Origin of the sequence: Micromonospora maris AB-18-032 (genome assembly GCF_000204155.1) — a bacterium.
GTDB classification, from domain to species: domain Bacteria; phylum Actinomycetota; class Actinomycetes; order Mycobacteriales; family Micromonosporaceae; genus Micromonospora; species Micromonospora gifhornensis.
The window spans coordinates 1,429,276-1,450,317 of the sequence record NC_015434.1; the positions used below are offsets into that span (position 1 = coordinate 1,429,276).

The 21,042-nt window shown below is 71.2% G+C and carries 14 protein-coding genes; 11 read left to right on the forward strand and 3 right to left on the reverse strand.

Annotation, left to right across the window (positions count from 1 at the left end):
* Nucleotides 1–105 precede the first annotated feature (105 nt).
* On the forward strand, nucleotides 106–2,391 hold the full coding sequence (locus VAB18032_RS06590; RefSeq protein WP_013732016.1) for a bifunctional diguanylate cyclase/phosphodiesterase: 2,286 nt from the start codon (nucleotides 106–108) through the stop codon (nucleotides 2,389–2,391).
* A gap of 13 nt (nucleotides 2,392–2,404) precedes the next feature.
* Here the strand turns inward: VAB18032_RS06590 and VAB18032_RS06595 are convergent, their stop codons facing one another.
* On the reverse strand, nucleotides 2,405–3,427 hold the full coding sequence (locus tag VAB18032_RS06595; RefSeq protein ID WP_043719858.1) for a LacI family DNA-binding transcriptional regulator: 1,023 nt from the start codon (nucleotides 3,425–3,427) through the stop codon (nucleotides 2,405–2,407).
* A 324-nt stretch (nucleotides 3,428–3,751) separates the two neighbouring features.
* On the opposite strand from VAB18032_RS06595, the gene VAB18032_RS06600 reads away from it, so the two are divergent.
* The 7 genes from VAB18032_RS06600 to VAB18032_RS06630 all read left to right on the forward strand — a co-directional run bounded on the left by VAB18032_RS06600 (nucleotide 3,752) and on the right by VAB18032_RS06630 (nucleotide 12,571).
* Nucleotides 3,752–5,029: an ABC transporter substrate-binding protein gene (locus tag VAB18032_RS06600; protein ID WP_013732018.1), complete on the forward strand. Its 1,278-nt coding sequence runs from the start codon at nucleotides 3,752–3,754 to the stop codon at nucleotides 5,027–5,029.
* Nucleotides 5,026–6,009 carry a carbohydrate ABC transporter permease gene (locus tag VAB18032_RS06605; RefSeq protein ID WP_013732019.1) on the forward strand — a complete coding sequence of 328 codons (984 nt, stop codon included), beginning with the start codon at nucleotides 5,026–5,028 and terminating at the stop codon, nucleotides 6,007–6,009. Before VAB18032_RS06600 ends, VAB18032_RS06605 begins: the two co-directional genes overlap by 4 nt.
* Nucleotides 6,006–6,899: a carbohydrate ABC transporter permease gene (locus VAB18032_RS06610; RefSeq protein WP_013732020.1), complete on the forward strand. Its 894-nt coding sequence runs from the start codon at nucleotides 6,006–6,008 to the stop codon at nucleotides 6,897–6,899. Before VAB18032_RS06605 ends, VAB18032_RS06610 begins: the two co-directional genes overlap by 4 nt.
* Before the next feature lie 62 nt (nucleotides 6,900–6,961).
* Nucleotides 6,962–9,445, forward strand: coding sequence for a glycoside hydrolase family 2 protein (locus VAB18032_RS06615; RefSeq protein ID WP_050814706.1), 2,484 nt, complete (start codon nucleotides 6,962–6,964; stop codon nucleotides 9,443–9,445).
* A 252-nt stretch (nucleotides 9,446–9,697) separates the two neighbouring features.
* Nucleotides 9,698–10,429 carry a dienelactone hydrolase family protein gene (locus VAB18032_RS06620; protein WP_013732022.1) on the forward strand — a complete coding sequence of 244 codons (732 nt, stop codon included), beginning with the start codon at nucleotides 9,698–9,700 and terminating at the stop codon, nucleotides 10,427–10,429.
* A gap of 106 nt (nucleotides 10,430–10,535) precedes the next feature.
* Nucleotides 10,536–10,874: an ArsR/SmtB family transcription factor gene (locus VAB18032_RS06625; RefSeq protein ID WP_013732023.1), complete on the forward strand. Its 339-nt coding sequence runs from the start codon at nucleotides 10,536–10,538 to the stop codon at nucleotides 10,872–10,874.
* Nucleotides 10,871–12,571: a SulP family inorganic anion transporter gene (locus tag VAB18032_RS06630; RefSeq protein WP_013732024.1), complete on the forward strand. Its 1,701-nt coding sequence runs from the start codon at nucleotides 10,871–10,873 to the stop codon at nucleotides 12,569–12,571. The genes VAB18032_RS06625 and VAB18032_RS06630 overlap by 4 nt, the downstream gene beginning before the upstream one ends.
* A gap of 43 nt (nucleotides 12,572–12,614) precedes the next feature.
* Here VAB18032_RS06630 and VAB18032_RS06635 read toward each other — a convergent pair whose 3' ends face one another.
* Both VAB18032_RS06635 and ilvD read right to left on the reverse strand, forming a co-directional pair.
* On the reverse strand, nucleotides 12,615–13,856 hold the full coding sequence (locus VAB18032_RS06635; protein ID WP_013732025.1) for an endonuclease/exonuclease/phosphatase family protein: 1,242 nt from the start codon (nucleotides 13,854–13,856) through the stop codon (nucleotides 12,615–12,617).
* A gap of 215 nt (nucleotides 13,857–14,071) precedes the next feature.
* On the reverse strand, nucleotides 14,072–15,919 hold the full coding sequence (gene ilvD, locus VAB18032_RS06640; RefSeq protein WP_013732026.1) for a dihydroxy-acid dehydratase: 1,848 nt from the start codon (nucleotides 15,917–15,919) through the stop codon (nucleotides 14,072–14,074).
* A 110-nt stretch (nucleotides 15,920–16,029) separates the two neighbouring features.
* On the opposite strand from ilvD, the gene VAB18032_RS06645 reads away from it, so the two are divergent.
* The 3 genes from VAB18032_RS06645 (at nucleotide 16,030) to ilvN (ending at nucleotide 20,979) form a co-directional block, all read left to right on the forward strand.
* Nucleotides 16,030–18,375 carry a putative bifunctional diguanylate cyclase/phosphodiesterase gene (locus VAB18032_RS06645; protein ID WP_081476044.1) on the forward strand — a complete coding sequence of 782 codons (2,346 nt, stop codon included), beginning with the start codon at nucleotides 16,030–16,032 and terminating at the stop codon, nucleotides 18,373–18,375.
* Between the two features lie 226 nt (nucleotides 18,376–18,601).
* Nucleotides 18,602–20,464 (forward strand): acetolactate synthase large subunit, encoded by a 1,863-nt coding sequence (locus tag VAB18032_RS06650; protein WP_013732028.1) that lies wholly within the window; start codon nucleotides 18,602–18,604, stop codon nucleotides 20,462–20,464.
* Entirely contained in the window at nucleotides 20,464–20,979 is a 516-nt protein-coding gene (ilvN, locus tag VAB18032_RS06655; RefSeq protein WP_013732029.1) for an acetolactate synthase small subunit, read from the forward strand. Before VAB18032_RS06650 ends, ilvN begins: the two co-directional genes overlap by 1 nt.
* The last annotated feature ends 63 nt before the right edge of the window (nucleotides 20,980–21,042 follow it).

Genomic DNA, 21,042 nt, shown 5'->3' on the forward strand with positions numbered 1-21,042 from the left:
CGTCACTGGTTGCGTGCTTGCTCGTTTCCGGGGATGAGTAGCCGACCAATTGTCCGCCCTCGCACCGCCGCACCGCCCCAGTGCCCCCTCACGAAGGCGAATGTCGTGCCTGTCGCGTCCGTGTTCCGCGCCATCGTCCGACGCTCCGCCCTGCCGGAGACGTGCGTACTCGCGGTGGTGTCCGTACTCGTCGTCGTCGGTGCGGCCGGGTCGATGCCGGAGCTGGCGGTGGTGGCGCTCGCCGGTGCGGCCGGCTCGACGCTGGCCGGCGTACGGCTGTCCCGGCTCGCCGCCGGCCCCGATGCCCCGACCCTCGGTACGCCCGGTGGGCGGCTCGCCCGCCGTCGGGCCGCCCGGCCGCGTCGGGCCGCTGCCCTGCTGCACGCCGCGGTGGTGAGTGCCGGTCTGACCGCGGCGGTGCTGCCGCTGGTCGCCGTCGGTGGCCGCTCGACCGCCGCCGTCGCCGGGCTCGCCGGCACCGCCGCGCTGCTCGGCGGCGGCCTGTTCAGCCTGCCGCGTCGAGCGGCGACGCCGGCCCGGCTGTGGTGGCGTCGACTGCTCGACGGTGCCGTGGCCGGTGCCTGTTTGGTGCTCACCGCCTGGCTGCTGCTGCCGTACGCGGGCGTGCCGACCCCGGTGCGCCTGGTCGCCGCGATGGCCACCGGTCTGCTGACCGGCACCGTGCTCGCCCTGCTGACCGGGCCGGACCGGGCGTCCGGCATCACCCGCTGCCGAGCCGGCGCGGGACTGACCCTGCTCGCGTTGACGCTGCTGGCTGCGCTGCCGACCGGTACCGGCACCGGGCGCACGGCCCTGCTGGCGGTCGCGCCGCTGGTGACCGGCGTGCTGCTGACCGCCGCCGGGGTGCGGCGCGTGGTGGAGGCGGCCGGGGAACCGCCACCGACCGCCTCGGTGGTCTGGCCGCGCGTGGTGGTTCCGGCGGTCGGGGTGGTACTGGCCATCGTGCACCAGTTGCAGTCCGGGCAACTGCCCGACCACACCACAGTCGTGCTCGCCCTCGCTGCGGTACCCGCCCTGGTGGCCCGTGAACTGCTCACCGTCGCTCCGCAGACCGCTCCGGCTCAGATCACGCCGGCTCAGACCGCCGAGACCGGGACCGAGGTCCGGAGCAGGGCCGGGGCCGGGAGCGGGGCGGTCGTCGGGGAACCCGTACCGGTCGGACGCGCCGCGCTGCTGCGGGCGCTGGCGGCGCGGTCGGAGGCGGCGGGCGGCACCCTGCTGGTGGTGGACCTGCACCTCACCGAGGTGCCCGGGGTGTCCGCGCGGGACGACGTGGCCGCCGAGGCCGTCCGTCGGGCAAGGGCCGTGACGGCCGCCGACGACGAGGTGATCGACCTGGCCGGCAGCGGTTTCGCGGTGGTCACCGGTGCCGGAGCGCTGCTGGCCTACGCGTTGGGCGCTCGGCTGCTTGAGGCGTTGGACCGGCCGTACGAGGTGTCCGGCGCAGTGCTGCGCTCGCGGGCCAGCGTCGGGTTGGCCGAACTGGCTCACGGCCGCCCGGAGGACGTGTTGCGCCAAGCCGACCTGGCCCGCCGACGCGCGGTGCAACTCGGTCGGGACCGGATCGAGTGGTACGACGCGTACCTGGAGGAGCAACTGGTCCGGCGGCTGGATCTGGAGCGGGAACTGCCCGGCGCGGTCGCCCGAGGCGAGCTGGATCTGGTCTACCAACCGGTGATCGGGCTCGCCGACCGGCTGCCGGTCGGTACGGAGGCGCTGCTGCGCTGGCGCAGCCCGGTCCTCGGCACGGTGTTTCCGGCCGAACTGCTGCCGGTGGCGGAGGATCTCGACATCGTCGGTGAACTGGGCGTCTGGGTGCTGGACCGGGCCTGCCGGCAGGTGGCGGAGTGGTCCGTGGGCGGGCGGCGGCTGTGGATGGCGGTCAACGTCACCACCCGCGAACTGATCTCACCGGACTTCGTACCCCGGACGGCGGCGGTGCTTGCCGCACACGGGGTAACACCGGACCAGTTGGTGATCGAGGTGGCCGAGCCGCGGGTCTGCACCGAGCTGCCGACCGTCGTGGCGCGGCTGGCCGGGCTGCGGTCGATGGGCATCCGCACCGCGCTTGACGACTTCCGGGCCGAGCAGGCCTCCCTCGCCCAGCTCCGGCGACTGCCGATCGACCTGCTCAAGGTGAGTCCCGAGGTGACCGAGGCGAGCCGGGACCGCCCGCTGCTGGACGTGGTGGTCACCATTGCCGACCGGTTGGGCGCGGAACTGGTGGCCGAGGGGCTGGAGTCCGCCCATCAGGTGGAGGCGGCCTGTCGCGCGGGGTGCCGCTACGGCCAGGGGTACGAGTTGGCGCGCCCCGCCACGGCCGAGCGGGTCGAGGCGTACTTCGAGGAGTTTCCGTCCACCTCGCGGTGAATGCTTAACCGGTTCACGCCCCCACGCCGGGCGGGCCGGTGCTGCCGCGAGGCGTCAGGTGTGCCTGCTCGTCCTCCAGGTCCGTCGCCGGGGCGCCCTCGATCAGCTGCAGGAGCTGCCGGGCCGCATGTGCGCCGTAGGCGGGGATGTCGCGTCCCACCGCGGTCAGTGGCGGATGCACCAGCCGACACAGCGGCGAGTCGTCCCAGGCCACGATGGACAGATCGGTGGGGACGGCAAGCCCCATCTCCTGGGCCACCGACAGGCCGGCGATGGCCATCACGTCGTTGTCGTAGATGACAGCGGTGGGGCGGATCCGGGAGCTGAGCAGCCGCCGGGTCGCCCGCGCGCCCTCCTCGCCGGTGTAATCCGTGGAGGCGACGACCGCCTCGGCGAGACCGAGGCGCTGGCACACCTCGGTGAAGGCCTGCGTGCGGATGGTGGTGTGCAGCAGGTCGGGCAGGCCGGCGACGCGGGCCACCCGGCGGTGCCCCAGGGCGTACAGGTATTCCACGGTCTCCACCAGGGCCGCCGCGTCGTTCGACCAGACGCTGGCCAGCCGGCCGGTGCCGGTCGGCCCGCCGATCACCACGGCGGGCAGCCGCAACTCCTCCAGCACCGGCACCCGCTGGTCGTCGGTGCGCAGGTCGCAGACGAGCACCCCGTCGACCCGACGTTCACCCCACCACCGGCGGTAGACCGCGATCTCGGCGTCGGCGTCGGCGACCACCTGCAGGGTCAGCGCGTACGACCGGGCGGACAGTTCCGCCTCGACGCCGCTGATCAACTCCATGAAGAACGGTTCGATGCCGAGCGTCTGGGCGGGTCGAGCGAGGATCAGGCCGATCGCCCGGGCGGTCGCGCCGGACAAGGCCCGGGCCGCGCTGCTCGGACTGAAGCCGATTTCGGCGGCGATGGCGAGGATGCGTTGTCGGGTCGCCTCGGAGACGCCGGGCTGGCCGTTGAGCGCGTACGACACCGCGCCCTTGGAAACCCCCGCCCGGCGGGCGACATCCGCGATCGTGGGCCGCTTCACCGGCGTACGCCCCCCTGAGCCAGTCCGTTGTCCGCTGGACAGGCTACCCGTCGACCGCCATCGACCAGGTGTGGGCCTGAACGGCGCTACTTGTTCGGTTCAGTCCGAGAAACGGCGTCCGCCTCGGGCTGCTCGACGAGAAGGTGTTCGGCCTGAAGTGGTGATCAGTGCAGGGCTTTGCGCTCCGGAGATCACGTTCTGACCCGGCGTTAACTCGTCGTTGACACTCGGGAAGTGCCCCCGTACGGTGGCGTCACTTATCCGGTTCAGTCGACGTGTCTCGATCTATGGGGGCGGTCCCCACTCGTCTTTGGAGGATGGGTCATGAAACGGTCTTCGCCTCGTTGGCTGCGCGTCGCAGCCGTGGCACTGGCGGTCGGTTCACTCGTCGTCGCCTGCAGTGGACGCAGCACCACCGGTGGTGGCAGCGGTGCCGGTCAGGTCACCTTGACCATCAATTTCTGGGGCGACTTCGGCCTCCAGGAGCTCAAGACCAGGTACGAGGCGGAGCACACCAACGTCAAGATCGCCCTCAACTCGGGTGAGTACAACGCCCAGCACGAGGACCTGCAGAAGAAACTGATCGCCGGTTCCGGTGCGCCCGACATCGCCGCCATCGACGAGGGCTTCATGGTCCAGTTCCGCAGCCAGGCCGACCAGTTCGTCAACCTGCTCGACAAGGGCGCGGGCCGGTACGAGAGCAACTACCTGCCGTGGAAGTGGAAGCAGTCGCTGTCGGCCGACGGCAAGACCCAGATCGCCCTCGGCACCGACGTGGGCGGCCTGGCGATGTGCTACCGCACCGACCTGTTCGCCGCCGCCGGCCTGCCCACCGAACGCGACCAGGTCTCCGCGCTCTGGCCGACCTGGGACGACTTCATCTCCGTCGGCCAGCGCTACGTCGCCGAGACGGACAAGAAGTTCCTCGACAACGCCACCAACCTGTTCAACCCGATCCTCGGCCAGCAGCCGGTCGGCTTCTACGACCCGAGCGAGCAGCTGCAGATGCAGGGCGGCCCGAAGGTCGCCTTCGACTACGCGGTCAAGGCCGTCGAGGCCGGCCTGTCGGCCAACCTGACCAGCTTCCAGGCCGACTGGGACAAGGGCTTCACCAACGGCTCGTTCGCCGTGCTGGCCTGCCCGGCGTGGATGCTCGGCCACATCCAGAACACCGCGCCCGCCACCTCGGGCAAGTGGGACATCGCCGCGGTGCCGGGTGGCGGTGGCAACTGGGGCGGCTCCTTCCTGACCATCCCCAAGCAGGGGAGGAACGTCGACGAGGCGTACAAGTTCCTGGAGTGGCTGGTCCAGCCGGAGCAGCAGATCGAGGTCTTCAAGACGGTCGGCAACCTGCCCTCGCAGCCCGGCCTCTACCGCGATCCGGCGATCGCCGACTTCAAGAACGAGTTCTTCAACTCGGCCCCGGTCGGCCAGATCTTCCCGAAGATGGCCGAGGGCCTGACGCCGCAGTACCTGGGCCGGAAGAACGGGCCGACCCGGGTGGCGGTGGAGAACGTGATCAACCGGGTGCAGAACGGCACGCTCGCATCGGACGCGGCCTGGGCCGAGGCGATCAAGGAAGCCGAGAAGGCCGGCAGGTGAGCCGAGCCACGGCTCCCGAACCGGCCACCCGTCGACCGCCCACCGGCCGGTCGACGACCTGGCGGGATCGGCTGCACCGCTTCGACGTGCGGTACGTGCCGTACCTGTTGATCGCGCCGTTCTTCCTGCTCTTCGTGGTCTTCGGGCTCTTTCCGATGGTCTTCAACGCGGTGGTGGCGCTGCGCCACTGGCGTCTCGACGAGCCGGACCGCACCGGCTGGGCCGGTACGGAGAACTTCCGTCGACTGTTCACCGACGGCGACTTCGGCAACGCCCTCTACAACACCTTCGGCATCTTCCTGCTCTCCACCGTTCCGCAACTGCTGCTGGCGCTGGTCATCGCGTCGATGCTGAACCGCCGGCTGCGGGCGCAGACCTGGTGGCGGGTCAGCGTGCTGCTGCCGTACATCACCCCGATCACCGCCTCCACGCTGGTGTTCAACGTCTTCTTCGCCCGTGACCTCGGGATGGCGAACTGGGCGCTCGGGCTGGTCGGCATCGGCACCGAGAATCCGATCGACTGGCGGGCCGACAAGCTGCACTCCTGGATCGCCATCGCCACGATGGTCAACTGGAAGTGGGTCGGCTACAACGCCCTGCTCTACCTGGCCGCGATGCAGTCCATCCCCCGGGACGTCTACGAGGCCTCGGCGCTCGACGGCGCCGGGCCGTGGCGGCAGCTCTGGCGGATCACCGTGCCGATGATCCGACCGGTGGTCATCTTCACGGTGGTGCTCTCCACCATCGGCGGCCTGCAACTGTTCACCGAGCCGATGCTGTTCGACCTCAACGCCCAGGCCGCCCGGGGTGGCGCGGGCGGGGAGTGGCAGACCGTCGCCCAGCTGATCTACAAGGTGGGCTGGAAGGACCTCAACCTCGGCTACGCCGCCGCGATGTCCTGGACGCTCTTCCTCGTCATCCTGGTGGTCGCCGCGCTGAACACCGCGCTTACCAGTCGCATCTCGGGGGGACGTGGATGAGCCTTCTTGAGCGACCCCGGCAGGCACCGCGTAAACGGCCCGCCACCCGAGGCCGAGCCCCGCAGGACACCCCGGCCGGCATCGGCACCTACCTGTTCCTGGCGGTGACCGCGCTGTTCGCGGCGTTCCCGTTGTACTGGATGTTCGTCATCGCCACCAGCACCGACGAGGCCACCTCGCAGCTGCCGCCGGTGGTGATCCCCGGTGACCGGTTCCTGGCGAACCTGGACGAGGTCTTCTCGCTCCAGGACGTCTACTTCGCCGCCTCCCTGGTGAACAGCGTCATCGTCGCCACCGCGGTGACCGCCTCGGTGCTCTTCTTCTGTTCGCTTGCCGGTTTCGCCTTCGCCAAGCTGCGCTTCAAGGGCAGTCGGGCGCTGATGCTCTTCGTGATCCTGACCCTGACCGTGCCCAACCAACTCGGCATCGTCGCGCTCTACATCGTGATGGGCAAGCTGGGGTGGAACGGCACCCTGCTGGCGGTGATCGTGCCCGGCATGGTCACCGCGTTCGGGGTGTTCTACATGCGACAGTTCATCGTCAACGCGGTGCCCGACGAGCTGATCGAGGCGGCTCGGATCGACGGCGCCAGCACCATGCGGATCTGGTGGACCGTCGCGCTGCCCGCGGTGCGTCCCGCCCTCGCGGTGCTCGGTCTGCTCACCTTCGTCGCCACCTGGAACGATTTCCAATGGCCGCTGATCACCCTCAACGGCAGCGACTACCCCACCTCGATGGTGGCCGTCTCCGACCTGGCCAGCGGCAACTACGTCATCTACCGGCGGGTGCTGGCCGGTGCGTTCGTGGCAACGGTGCCACTGTTGATCATGCTCGTCATCGGCGGTCGGCAGATCGTCCGGGGAATCATGGAAGGCGCGGTGAAATCGTGAGCGACGCGCGGGGGACCGGTCCGCTACGGCAGGCGCTGCACGACGGCTGGACCCTGCGGGCGATGTCCGGCCCGCAGGTGCCACCCGAGGTCGACGGCGTGACGGTGCCGGCCACCGTGCCCGGCTGCGTGCACACCGATCTGCTCGCCGCCGGGTTGATCCCCGACCCGTACCTCGACGACAACGAGACAGCGCTGGCCTGGATCGGGCACACCGACTGGGCGTACGAGACGACCTTCGACCGCCCGAGCGGTAGCCACCAGCGGCTCGACCTGGTCTGTGCCGGGCTCGACACGGTCGCCACGGTCGCCGTCAACGGCGTCGAGGTCGGCCGCACCGAGAACATGCATCGCGGCTACCGCTTCGACGTCACCTCGCTGCTGCAACCCAGGAACAACACCCTGGCCGTACGCTTCGACTCCGCCTACCGGTACGCCCACGCGCACCGCGACCGCCTCGGTGACCGGCCCAACGCCTACCCGGAGCCGTTCCAGTTCATCCGCAAGATGGCCTGCAACTTCGGCTGGGACTGGGGGCCGACCCTGGTCACCGCCGGCATCTGGCAGGAGGTCGGCCTGCACGGCTGGTCGGTCGCCCGGCTGGCCACCGTACGCCCGCTGGTCACCCTCGACGGCGTCGACGGGCGGGTGGCGGTGCAGGTCGAGGTGGACCGGCTGGCCGACCTGCCGCTCACCGTGCGGGCCCAGGTGGCCGGGGTGACCGCCGAGACGACGGTCGCGGCGGGACAGCGCAGCGCCACGCTGACCCTCGACGTGCCGCGGCCCGCCCTGTGGTGGCCGCGCGGTCACGGCGACCAGCCCCGTCACGACCTGGACGTCACCCTGCACGGGCCGGACGGCGCCACCCTCGACGCCTGGCACCGGCGGATCGGCTTCCGCTCGGTACGCCTCGACACCACCCCCGACGCCCACGGCGCGCCGTTCACCCTGCACGTCAACGGGGTGCCGGTCTTCGTCCGGGGGGTGAACTGGATCCCCGACGACGTCTTCCCGACCCGGGTCACCCGCGAGCGGCTGGCCCACCGCTTCGACCAGGCCGTCGACGCCAACATCAACCTGCTGCGGGTCTGGGGCGGCGGCCGGTACGAGTCGGACGACTTCTACGACCTGGCCGACGAACGTGGCCTGCTGGTGCAGCAGGACTTCCTCTTCGCCTGCGCGGCCTACCCCGAGGAGGAGCCGTACGCCGGTGAGGTTGCCGCCGAGGCCGCCGAGCAGGTGACCCGGCTGGCGGCGTACCCGTCGCTGGTGCTGTGGACCGGCAACAACGAGAACATCTGGGGCTGGCACGACTGGGGGTGGCAGGAGCAGTTGGCCGGGCGCACCTGGGGGCGCGGCTACTACCTGGACCTGCTGCCCCGCATCGTCGCCGAGCTGGACCCGACGCGCCCGTACTGGCCCGGCAGTCCCTGGTCGGGCAGCGAGCAGACTCACCCCAACGACCCGGCGTACGGCACCACGCACATCTGGGACGTGTGGAACACCGACGACTACGTGAAGTACCGCGACTATCTGCCCCGGTTCGTCGCGGAGTTCGGCTACCAGGGCCCGCCGGCGTACGCGACGCTGCGCCGGGCGCTTTCCGACGAGCCGCTCGCCCCGGACTCGCCCGGCATGGCGCACCACCAGAAGGCCACCGACGGCGACGCGAAACTGCGCCGAGGGCTGGACGCCCACCTGCCCGCGCCGCGCGACTTCGACGACTGGCACTACTTCACCCAGCTCAACCAGGCCCGTGCCATCCAACTCGGGGTGGAGCACTTCCGCTCCCACCGGGGGCGGTGCATGGGCACCATCGTCTGGCAGCTCAACGACTGCTGGCCGGTCACCTCCTGGTCGGCCATCGACGGCGACGGCCGACGCAAACCCCTGTGGTACGCGCTGCGCCGGGCGTACGCCGACCGGCTGCTCACCGTGCAGCCCCGCGACGGCGGTCAGTCCGGCACCGATGGCCGGTCCGGCGACGGCTTCCGAGCCCACGCCGGTGGGCTGGTGCTGGTCGCGGTCAACGACGGTGGCCGACCCTGGCGGGCGTCGGTGACGATCAGCCGGCTGACCGTCGCCGGGGACCCACAGGCGAAGACCACGTTGGAACTCGACGTCCCCGCGTACGACACGGTCAACCTGGCGCTGCCGGCGGAGCTGACCCGGCCCGACGAGGCCCGGCGCGAACTGCTGATCGCCGATGCGGGTGATCCCGTTGGCCGTGCGCTCTGGTTCTTCGCCGAGGACCGCGAGATCGACTACCCGCCGGCCGAGTACGACGCCACGGTCGAGCCGACCGACAGCGGCCAACTGGTCCGGGTAACCGCCCGCACCATCCTGCGCGACCTCACCCTCTTCCCCGACCGACTCGACCCGTCCGCCCAGGTCGACGACGCCCTGATCACCCTGCTTCCCGGCGAGTCGACGACCTTCACCGTCCACTCGACCCCACCGCTCGACCCCACCGCCCTCACCACCCACCCCACCCTCCGCTGCGTCAACGACTTCCAACCGCACGGCACTGGCACTGGCACTGGTTGATCAAGGAGTTTTGCGTCTGGAATCCGGCCGGATCTGACGCAAACCTCTTGATCAACGTTTACTGGGAGAGGTGGGCGCGTAGTAATGCGGTGGCGGGGGGTGGGGGGCGCTGTTAGGTTTCGCGGAGTCCGTGGGGAGAGCGAGGAGGTGGTATCCGTGAATGGGTCGACATGGGTGCTCCACTCAGTTGTCACGGTCGGGCGATAGGTCGTCCGGGAGCGCCGTTCATGAGCACTCCCGAAAGGCACGACCATGGAGTTCACTTCCGAACAGCGCCTCAACGACGGCGTCCTCGAGCGCGAATTCACCCTCGGCGAGATTCCCGGCATTCTGTGGAGGCCCGCATCCGTATCCGCTCGGGCGCCGGTGATCCTGATCGGTCACCCCGGCGGACTGCCGACGATGTATCCGCGATTGGCGGCCCGGGCCCAGCATTGCGCAGCGGAGGGCTTCGCCGCGGCCACCATCGAGCTTCCCGGTGGCGGTAACCGGCCCCGTCTCGTCGCCGTCGAGGAGGCCCGCACCGAGCTGCGCCGGGCACTGCAGGCCGGCGAGCCAGTCGGCGACGAGGTCGTCGACCGGCTTGTTCTGCCACTTGTCGACCAGGCGGTCCCGGAATGGCGGGCCGCCCTGGACGCCCTGCTCTCGCTGCCCGAGATCGGCGGCCCGGTCGGGTACTCGGGCGGGATCATCGCCATTGGCGTCCGGCTGGCGGTGGTCGAGCCGCGCATCGTGGCCGCCCTGCTGTTCGCCGGTAGTTTCGTGCCCCGCGCCATGTTCGAGGAGGCCCGGAAGGTCACCATTCCGCTACAGGTTCTGCTGCAGTGGGACGACGAAGGAAACGACCGGCAGCAGGCCCTGGAGCTGTTCGACGCCTTCGGCTCAACGGAGAAGACACTGCACGCCAACATGGGCGGGCACACCGGCGTCCCGCAGTTCGAGGGAGACGACGCGAACCGCTTCTTCGTCCGGCACCTGAGGTGAGGCCGGACCGCCCGGCCCGGTAGCGGACGACCTACTGACTTGAAGAATCCTGCAAGTGCTAAAGTCTTCAGTATGCCCGTTCGGGCGCGGCGAAGGAGGCTGAGGCGTGTCGGTGCCGCTGTACCAGGCGAAGGCGGAGTTGTTCCGCACCCTCGGGCATCCCGTCCGCATCCGGGTGCTGGAGTTGCTGCAGGACGGCCCCAAGCCGGTGCGTGACCTGCTCGCCGCCATCGACGTCGAGGCGTCGAACCTCTCCCAGCAGCTCGCCGTGCTGCGCCGCGCCGGCATGGTCACCACCTACCGGGACGGCGCCCTGGTGATGTACGCGTTGAGCACCCCCGACGTGGCCGACCTGCTGGCCGCCGGCCGGCGGATCCTCGGCGCGGTGCTCGCCGACCGGGACGGCCTGCTCGACGAGTTGCGGGCCGGCGGGGCGAGCCAGTGAACGGCACCGACGCGGCGACTCCCGCCACGCCGCGTCCTGCCCTGGCCGCCGCGTGGGGGCGGGTCCGTGCCCTGCTGCCCGGCCGGGCCGACCTTCAGGCGGTACGCCGAGCGCCCCGCCGCGACCTGCTCGCCGGGCTCACCGTCGCCATCGTCGCGCTGCCCCTGGCCCTCGCCTTCGGGGTCACCTCCGGGCTGGGCGCGGAGGCCGGGCTGATCACCGCCGTGGTCGCCGGTGCCGTGGCCGCCGTCTTCGGCGGCTCCAACCTCCAGGTCTCCGGGCCCACCGGCGCGATGACTGTGGTGCTGGTGCCGATCGTGGCGCAGTTCGGCGCGAACGGCGTGCTGCTGGTCGGCGCGATGGCCGGGGTGATCCTGTTGGTCCTGGCCTTCGCGCGCTTCGGGCGATTTGTCAGGTATCTTCCCGTTCCGGTGATCGAGGGCTTCACCGCCGGCATCGCCGTGGTCATCGCCCTGCAGCAGGTGCCGGCCGCGCTCGGCGTCACCGATGCGCAGGGCGAGCGGGTCTGGGCGGTGGCCGCCGACGCGGTCGCCCGTTTCGTCGTACACCCGCACCCGGCCGCGATCGCGGTGGCCCTCGGTGTCGCGGCGGTGATGCTTGTCGGTGCCCGGTGGCGGCCCGGCGTGCCGTTCTCACTGCTGGCCGTGGCTGCCGCCACGATCATCGCGGAACTCGTACCGGTCGACCTGATCCGCATCGGCGCCCTGCCGCAGACGTTGCCCGCGCCGTCGCTGGACTTCCTCGACCTCGGCGCGGTGGGGGTCCTGCTGCCCGCCGCATTCGCGGTGGCGGCGCTTGCCGCGTTGGAGAGCCTGCTCTCGGCCACCGTCGCCGACGGCATGACTGTCGACCAGCGGCACGACCCGGATCGGGAACTGTTCGGGCAGGGGCTGGCCAACCTGGCGTCTCCGCTGTTCGGCGGCATCCCGGCCACCGCGGCGATCGCGCGTACCGCGGTGAACGTCCGGGCCGGCGCGGTGTCCAGGCTCGCCGCGCTCACCCACGCCGTCGCCCTGGCCGGCATCGTGCTGGCCGCCGCGCCGCTTGTCGGTCGGATCCCCCTCGCGGCGCTCGCCGGGGTCCTGCTGGCCACCACGGTACGGATGGTGGAAGCCGCCTCGCTGTGGGCGCTGGCCCGCGCCACCCGGGGCGACGCGCTGGTGCTCGTGCTCACCTTCGCCGTCACCGTCATCTGGGACCTGGTCACCGCCGTGGCGGTCGGCGTCGCCGTCGCCATCGTGGTGGCGCTGCGTGCCGTGGCCCGCAGCGCCAAGATGGAACAGGTCCCCCTGGACGCCGACGACCACACCGCCGAGGAGCAGGCCCTGCTCGCCGAGCACATCGTGGCCTACCGGCTCGACGGGCCGCTCTTCTTCGCCGCCGCACACAACTTCCTGCTCCAACTCTCCGACGTGGCCGACGTCCGGGTGGTCATCCTCCGGATGGCCCGGGTCACCACCATCGACGCCACAGGTGCCCAGGTGCTCGGCGACGCCATCCGCCGGCTTCAGGGGCGCGGCATCACCGTGCTGCTCTCCGGCATCGATCCCGGTCACGACCAGGTGTTGGACACCCTCGGCGTGGCCGACCAACTCCGTCGCGACAACCTGATCTTCCCCGACACCCCGGCGGCCATCGCGTACGCCCGCGTCCTCGCCCTGCCCGCCCCCGCCTGACCAGCGAACGAGGACCGGACGCCGTTCCGCGGGCAGCCTCACCTCAGCGCAGGTCGAGCCAGACCAGCCGGTGGTCGGAGGTGGGGAAGCCGCCCGGCAGGGCGGGGGAGTAGTCGCCGACCAGCCGGAACAGCGGGTCACCCGGCACCGGCCAGAAGACCCCGGCGGCACGGACCGGCAGACCCCGGCTCGGCAGCAGGTAGTCGACCCGCAGGTTGCCGGGGCTGGTGTCGGCGAAGTCGCCGGTGTCGAAGCGCGGGTCGCCGCGGTGGTCGAGGTTCGCGCCACCCTGCCGCTGGGCGGCGGCCGGGCCACCCGCGCTGGCCGGCACGACCCGATCGTCGACGCGCGGGTGGTCGAGCAGTTGCTGCGCCGCGCCGGGCACGCTGTCCCCGTCGTACGGGTCGGCGTTGAGGTCCCCGGCGATCACGAAGGCCGCGCCGGGCCGCAGCCCGCCGCGCCGCCCGGCGTCGTCGTAGATGTAGCCGCCCCGACCGGGGGAGACGTAGTCGGCCCAGAAGCGGATCTCGTCGTGGTTGCGGCGGCCGTTGCGGTCCTCCGGCCCGTCGAAGACCGGCGGCGTCGGGTGGCTGGCCAGCACGTGCAGGGTACGGCCCGGCAACCGGATCGGCAGGTCCCAGTGGCTCTTCGAGGACAGCCGCAGGTCGGCCAGTTCCGCCGGGGAGTACCAGTCGGCCGGCTCGGGGGTGGACGGGTCGTCGGGCAGCAGGGCGCCGGGCATGTCCCGCCAGCGGAACGTCTGGAACGTACGGACCTTCGCCACGTCGATCGGGTACGCCGAGTAGACCGCCATGCCGTACTGGCCGGGGAAGAGACCGAAGCCGTACGCGTCGTCGGGCCCGCCGACGGTGCCGTCGTTGTTGAGGTCGTGGCCGGAGGGGACGCCGGTGTTCGACGGGGCGGCGTACCGATACGGGTAGCGGATGGCCCGGCTGCCGTTGCGGGGCACGGAGAGGTAGTTGTCCTGGAAGAGCGCCAACGCCCGGCCGGCCGGGTCGTGGTCGAACTCGTTGATCAGCAGTACGTCGGGGCGTACCCGCTGGATCACCTCGGCGACGTTGGCGGCCTGGGCGTTGTCCCGGCGGGACAGGTCGGCGACCAGCCCACCGGCGGTGTCCCGGTTCAGCGAGGCGTTGAACGTGGCCACCCGTACCGGTGCGGGGTGCCGTCCACCGGCACCCGCCGGTGCCGGCACCGTGAGCGTCGCCGTCACCGCGATAAGCGTCGCCGTGACACCGGCACCGACCCTCCGCCTCGCACCCATCGAGGTACCTCCCCATTCACGATTCACGATCGCCACGCTACCGAAAACGGCATGGCGGCAGGGTGAACCGTGATCGACGATCGTGCTGCCGGGCTCAGCGTGCGCGTGGTCCGTACAGCGCGTCGGTGACCGCGCGGGTCCTCAGTCGTGGTGGGTGTCGGCCGTGAGAGACAGACCAGGGATGAACGTCGGTGCGCCCATCCCTGGTGTCCAGCTCACTCGGGGACGCGCCGGTACGCGCCGTCGCTGGCCGAGGTGGCCATCGAGGCGTACGCGCGCAGCGCCGCGGAGACCGGGCGTTGCCTGTCGACCGGGGTGTACGGGCGATCCCGCTTCTCCTGGGCGACCCGTCGGGCGTCCAGCACGTCGGCCGGCACGTTCAGCTCGATCGACCGGTTCGGGATGTCGATGACGATCTCGTCGCCCGGCTCCACGAGCGCGATCAGCCCACCTGCGGCGGCCTCGGGGGAGGCGTGGCCGATGGACAGGCCCGAGGTGCCACCGGAGAACCGGCCGTCGGTGAGCAGCGCGCAGGCCCGGCCCAGCCCTCGGCCCTTGAGGAACGAGGTGGGGTAGAGCATCTCCTGCATGCCGGGGCCGCCCTTGGGGCCCTCGTAGCGGATCACCACCACGTCCCCGGCGACGATCTCCTTGGCCAGGATGGCGGTCACCGCGTCGTCCTGCGACTCGTACACCTTCGCCGGGCCGCGGAAGGTCAGGCACTCCTCGGGCACCCCGGCGGTCTTCACCACGCAGCCGTCCGGTGCCAGGTTGCCGTAGAGGATGGCCAACCCGCCGTCGGCGCTGTACGCGTGCTCCCGGTCCCGGATGCAGCCCTCGGCGGCGTCGGTGTCCAGGGTGGACCAGCGGTTGGTGGTGGAGAACGGCTCGGTGGTGCGCACCCCGCCCGGCGCGGCGTGGAACAACTCGGTCGCCTCGGGGGTGGCCGAGCCGCCGCGCACGTCCCAGTCGGCCAGCCAGCGCTCCAGAGTGGGGGAGTGCACCGCGTGCACGTCCCGGCGCAGCAGGCCGGCGCGGTCCAGTTCGCCGAGGATGGCCGGGATGCCACCGGCCCGGTGCACGTCCTCCATGTGGTACTGCGGGGAGTTCGGGGCGACCTTGGCCAGGCAGGGCACCCGGCGGGAGATCGCGTCGATGTCGGCGACGGTGAAGTCCAGTTCGGCCTCGCGGGCGGCGGCCAGCAGGTGCAGGATCGTGTTTGTCGAGCCGCCCATCGCCACGTCCAGGGCGACGGCGTTCTCGAACGCGGCCCGGGAGGCCACCACCCGGGGCAGCACCGAGTCGTCGTCGTGGTCGTACCACCGCTTGGCGATGTCCACGACGGTGCGGCCGGCCTCGACGAACAGCGACCGCCGCGCGGCGTGGGTGGCAAGCGTCGAGCCGTTGCCGGGCAGCGCCAGCCCGATCGCCTCGGTGAGGCAGTTCATCGAGTTCGCGGTGAACATGCCCGAGCAGGAGCCGCAGGTCGGGCAGGCGGAACGCTCGATCTCGCCGAGCTGGTCGTCGGTGACCGCCTCGTTGGAGGAGGCGATCATCGCGTCGATCAGGTCGATCTTGGAGTGGACGATGCCCTCGATGGCCACCGTCTTGCCGGCCTCCATCGGGCCGCCGGAGACGAAGACGGTCGGGATGTTGAGCCGCAGCGCGGCCAGCAGCATGCCCGGGGTGATCTTGTCGCAGTTGGAGATGCAGACCAGGGCGTCGGCGCAGTGCGCGTTGACCATGTACTCCACCGCGTCGGCGATCAACTCCCGGCTGGGCAGGGAGTAGAGCATGCCGCCGTGGCCCATGGCGATGCCGTCGTCGACCGCGATCGTGTTGAACTCCCGGCCCACCCCGCCGGCCTCGGCCACCGCGTCGGCCACCAGGCCGCCCATGTCCTTGAGGTGTACGTGACCCGGGACGAACTGGGTGAAACTGTTCGCGATGGCGACGATCGGCTTGCCGAAATCGTCGTCGGTCATCCCGGTGGCCCGCCACAGGGCCCGGGCACCGGCCATCGTCCGACCGTGCGTGGAGGTCTTCGACCGCAGCTCAGGCATGTGTACCAGTCTGACACCGGCGAACCGGCAACGGACAGGCGAGCGCACTGTGTCCCAACAGATGCACACCAGATCCCCACGGACGGCGGTGATCCGGCAAAGTTGAGACCGTGCACACACCCCCGGGCATGATCGGCGCCGCGGTGCTGAGTGCGTTGGTCGCCATCGTGGCCGGTGTGTTGCTGGCCGCCGCCGCCCGGCGTCGTAGTGGCCCCCATCGGCAGGCGTACGTGCTGTTCACCGGCGCGGCGGCGGTGTCCCTGGTCACCCTGCTGCTGGCCACCGCGGGTGCGCTGAGCGCGAGTGAACACTGGGCGCACGAGCAGCCGCAACGCACCAGTTGGGCGAGTGCGGTCGCCGTGGGCACCGCGGTGAGCGGCCTGCTGTTCTGTGCCGGCCTGCTCCGGATGCCCGGGGTGGCCGGTTCGGTCGGCGCGGCCGCCCGACTCGCGCTGGACAGCGTCGTGGTGGGCGCCGCGCTGTGGTTCGTCGGCTGGGTGCTGCTCTCCGAGCCGACCAGAGTCCTCGGCGACGCCACCCCGATGGCCTGCCCGGCGATCCTGCTCGCCTCGATCAGCGCGGCGCTGTGCAGTGGCCTCGCCATCATCCTGGTGCTGCGGGCCCGACCGCCGCGCCGTGGCCTCGCCGTGCTGGGCGCCGGCATCTCCGTGGCGACCAGCGGTGGCCTCGGCGTGGCGACCGGGCTCTGTCAGGTCGGTCCCGCGATGACCTCGATGAGCCTGGTGGTGCTCGCTGTGGGCCTGCTGACCGCCGCGGTGGCGATGAGCCGCATCGACCCGGCCGGGCAGCTCACCACCGACGTGATCCGCCACGACGGCGAGTACGCCTTCGTCCCGATGGCCGCGATGGCCGGCTCGGCGATGTACCACCTCCTCCAGGACGGCCGGTTCGACGCACTGGGCATCGTCGCCGGCAGCGTGGAGGGTTTCGCCCTGGTCGCCCGGCAACACCTCACGCTGCACCAGGTCCGGGCGTACGCCCGGCGGCTCGCCGAGCGGGAGGCGCACTTCCGGCAGCTCGCGCACACCGATGCGTTGACCGGGTTGGCCAACCGGCGCGGGCTGCTGCGGGCGCTGCACGGGTGCGCGGCGGCGGACACCCCCTGCATGCTGCTCAGCCTGGACCTGGACGGCTTCAAGAACGTCAACGACATGCGCGGCCACGACGTCGGTGACGCGGTGCTGGTCGAGGTCGGCCAGCGGCTGCGGGCAAACCTGCGCCCCGGCGACCTCGCCGCCCGCCTCGGCGGGGACGAGTTCGCGGTGCTGATGCACGGTGGGCCGGCCGAGGCGGGGGCGGTCGCCGAGCGGCTGCTGAAGGTGCTCGGCGGGGCCTACCCGCAGCCCGAGGGGCCGGTCTTCTGCTCGGTCAGCATCGGTCTGGCGACCTGGGCGGACACGCCGGACGTCGAACTGCTGCTGCGGCACGCCGATCTGGCGCTGCGCTACGCCAAGCAGCGGGGCAAGAACCGGATCGAGCGCTACGACGGCGCGTACGACCGGCTGCTGCGCCGGCGGACCACGCTGGAGCACGAGTTGCGCGGCGCGATCGGCCGCAACGAGCTGCGGCTGGTCTTCCAGCCGGTGGCCTCCCTGCCGTCGGTGCGCCCGGTCGGCGCGGAGGCGCTGCTGCGTTGGCACCACCCGGAACTCGGCAACGTCCGGCCGGACGAGTTCATCCCGCTGGCCGAGGAGTCCGGGATCATCGCCGAACTCGGTGCCTGGGTGCTGCACGAGGCCTGTCGTCAACTGTCCCGGTGGCTCGCCGAGGGACACGACGTCTGGGTGTCGGTGAACGTCTCACCGCGCGAACTGCACGCCCCCGCCTACGTGGCCCAGGTGACCGAGGCGCTGCGTACCCACCACGTCCCGCCGCAGCGGCTGGTGCTGGAGGTCACCGAGCACGCGGTCGCCACCGATCTGGACGAGCTGATCCGTCGGCTGACGGCGCTGCGGCGCACCGGTGTGCGGATCGCCCTGGACGACTTCGGTGCCGGCTACTCCTCGCTGGGGCAGCTGCGCCGACTCCCGATCGACATTCTCAAGATCGACCACGGGTTGGTGGCCGAGCACGAGCCGGTCCGGCCGGTCGGGCGCGACGGCCCGGCCTTCGCGCCCATGGTCGACATCGTCATGCGGCTGGGTCACCAGTTCGGCCTGGAGGTCATCGCCGAGGGGGTCACCACGCCCACCGAGCTGGCCGCCGTGGTGGCCGCCGGCTGCCGCTTCGGGCAGGGCGCGTTGTTCGGTTGGGGCGTACCGGCCGAGCACCTGGAGGCGATGCTGGAGGCGGCCACCTCGCCGGGGGCCCGACCGGCACGGCCGGGGAATCCGGCATCCGGGCCGACGCCGGCACCGAGGGTCGGAAACGGCACATCAGAGCACGTCAAGCCGGGTGCAGGGGGCCTGTCGGGGGGTGGCACGCCAAGTCCGTGAACCAAAATGTGGGATCAGTTGACTCATCGCATGAGATGCGTCAGTCTTGAGCCATGTCGTACCGGTCGCTGCGAGTACTTATCTGAGCGCACTCTCCCTGTCTGAGAGTGCGCTGGCCCCGTGCATCTGGCACGAGGGCTTTTTTGTTGCCGTCGACCCATCGCCCGCGGCCCGCCCGCGAGCACAGTGTGAGCAGCCCAACCAACTCCAGCCGAAGGCAATCGCCATGACGAGACCCACACCAGAGACGCTCGCCCACTCCGTCCGGCGCGCCCGTGGCTCCGCCGAGACCACGGGTGACAACGACCACACCCGCGCCGCCGCCACGGCCCCGGCGGTACGCCCCGCTCAGGTCTCCGGAGCCGGCTCGCTGGTGCGCTCCCTGGAGGCGCTCGGCGTCGACGTCGTCTTCGGTATCCCCGGCGGCGCGATCCTGCCGGCGTACGACCCGCTGTACGACTCGACCGTCCGGCACATCCTGGTCCGGCACGAGCAGGGCGCCGGCCACGCGGCGACCGGCTACGCGCAGGCCACCGGCCGGGTCGGTGTCTGCATCGCGACCTCCGGCCCGGGCGCGACCAACCTGGTCACCCCGATCGCCGACGCGTACATGGACTCGGTGCCGCTGGTGGCGATCACCGGCCAGGTGGCCCGGCCCGCCATCGGCACGGACGCCTTCCAGGAGGCGGACATCCAGGGCATCACGCTGCCGATCACCAAGCACAACTTCCTGGTGCAGAACGCCAGTGAGATCCCCCGCATCCTGGCCGAGGCGTTCCACCTGGCCTCGACCGGTCGACCCGGCCCGGTCCTGGTGGACATCCCCAAGGACGTCCTGCAGGCGGAGACCACCTTCGCCTGGCCGCCCACCCTGGATCTGCCCGGCTACCGGCCGACCATGCACCCGCACGGCAAGCAGATCCGCGAGGCGGCCCGGCTGATGACCACCGCCCGCCGCCCGGTGCTCTACGTCGGCGGTGGCGTGCTCAAGGCCGGTGCCACCGAGGGGCTGCGCCGGCTGGCCGAGCTGACCGGCATCCCGGTGGTGACCACCCTGATGGCGCTCGGCGCGTTCCCCGACTCCCACCGGCAGCACCTGGGCATGCCCGGCATGCACGGCACGGTCGCCGCGGTCTACGGACTGCAGAAGGCCGACCTGATCGTGGCGCTCGGCGCCCGGTTCGACGACCGGGTCACCGGCAAGCTGGACTCGTTCGCGCCGGACGCCACGGTGGTCCACGCCGACATCGACCCGGCCGAGATCGGCAAGAACCGGCACGCCGACGTGCCGATCGTCGGTGACGCCCGGTACGTCATCGACGAGCTGCTCGCGGCGGTCACCGCCGAGCGGGCGGCCGGACGGGTCGCCGAGCTCGGCGACTGGTGGACGCAGCTGGACGACCTGCGCGCGCGTTACCCGCTGGGCTACGAGGAGCCCTCCGACGGCACCCTCTCCCCGCAGTACGTGATCAAGCGGCTGGGCGAGATCGCCGGCCCGGACGCGATCTACGTCGCCGGGGTCGGCCAGCACCAGATGTGGGCCTCCCAGTTCATCTCGTACGAGAAGCCGCAGACCTGGCTGAACTCCGGCGGCCTCGGCACCATGGGGTACGCGGTGCCGGCGGCGATGGGCGCCAAGGTCGGCAGGCCCGACACGGTGGTCTGGGGCATCGACGGTGACGGCTGCTTCCAGATGACCAACCAGGAGCTGGCCACCTGCGCGCTGGAGGGCATCCCGGTCAAGATCGCCGTGATCAACAACGGCAACCTCGGCATGGTCCGCCAGTGGCAGACCCTGTTCTACGGTGAGCGCTACTCCAACACCGACCTGGGCACCCACAAGCACCGCATTCCGGACTTCGTCAAGCTGGCCGAGGCGCTCGGCTGCGTCGGACTGCGGTGCGAGACCGCCGAGGACGTCGACAAGACGATCGAGGCGGCGATGTCCATCAACGACGCACCGGTGGTCATCGACTTCGTGGTCGGCAAGGACGCGATGGTCTGGCCGATGGTCGCCGCCGGTACCAGCAACGACGAGATCATGTTCGCCCGCGGCGTCCGCCCGACCTTCGACGAGGACGATATCTAATGACGATGCACACGCTCTCTGTGTTGGTGGAGAACAAGCCGGGTGTGCTGGCCCGGGTCTCCGGGCTGTTCTCCCGGCGCGGCTTCAACATCGACAGTCTCGCGGTCGGCGAGACCGAGAACCCGGACGTCTCGCGGATCACCATCGTGGTCAACGCCGACTCCTCGCCGCTGGAGCAGGTCACCAAGCAGCTCAACAAGCTGGTCAACGTACTCAAGATCGTCGAGCTGGACCCGTCGACCTCGGTTGCCCGTGAGTTGCTGCTGGTGAAGGTGCGTGCCGACCGTAACGCCCGGGGGCAGGTCCTGGAGACGGTAAGCCTGTTCCGTGCCCGGGTGGTCGACGTGGCCGCGGACACGCTCACCATCGAGGCGACCGGCACCCCCGACAAACTCGACGCGCTGCTGCGCGACCTTGAGCCGTTCGGCATCAAGGAAATGGTCCAGTCGGGCCTGGTCGCGATCGGGCGCGGTCCGCGTGCGATCACCGCCGGCCCGGCCCTGCGGGCCGCCTGATCACCACCGGTCGGCCTGCGGGCCGGGCGTAACCACAGCCACGACGGGCCGCATCGGCCGCCG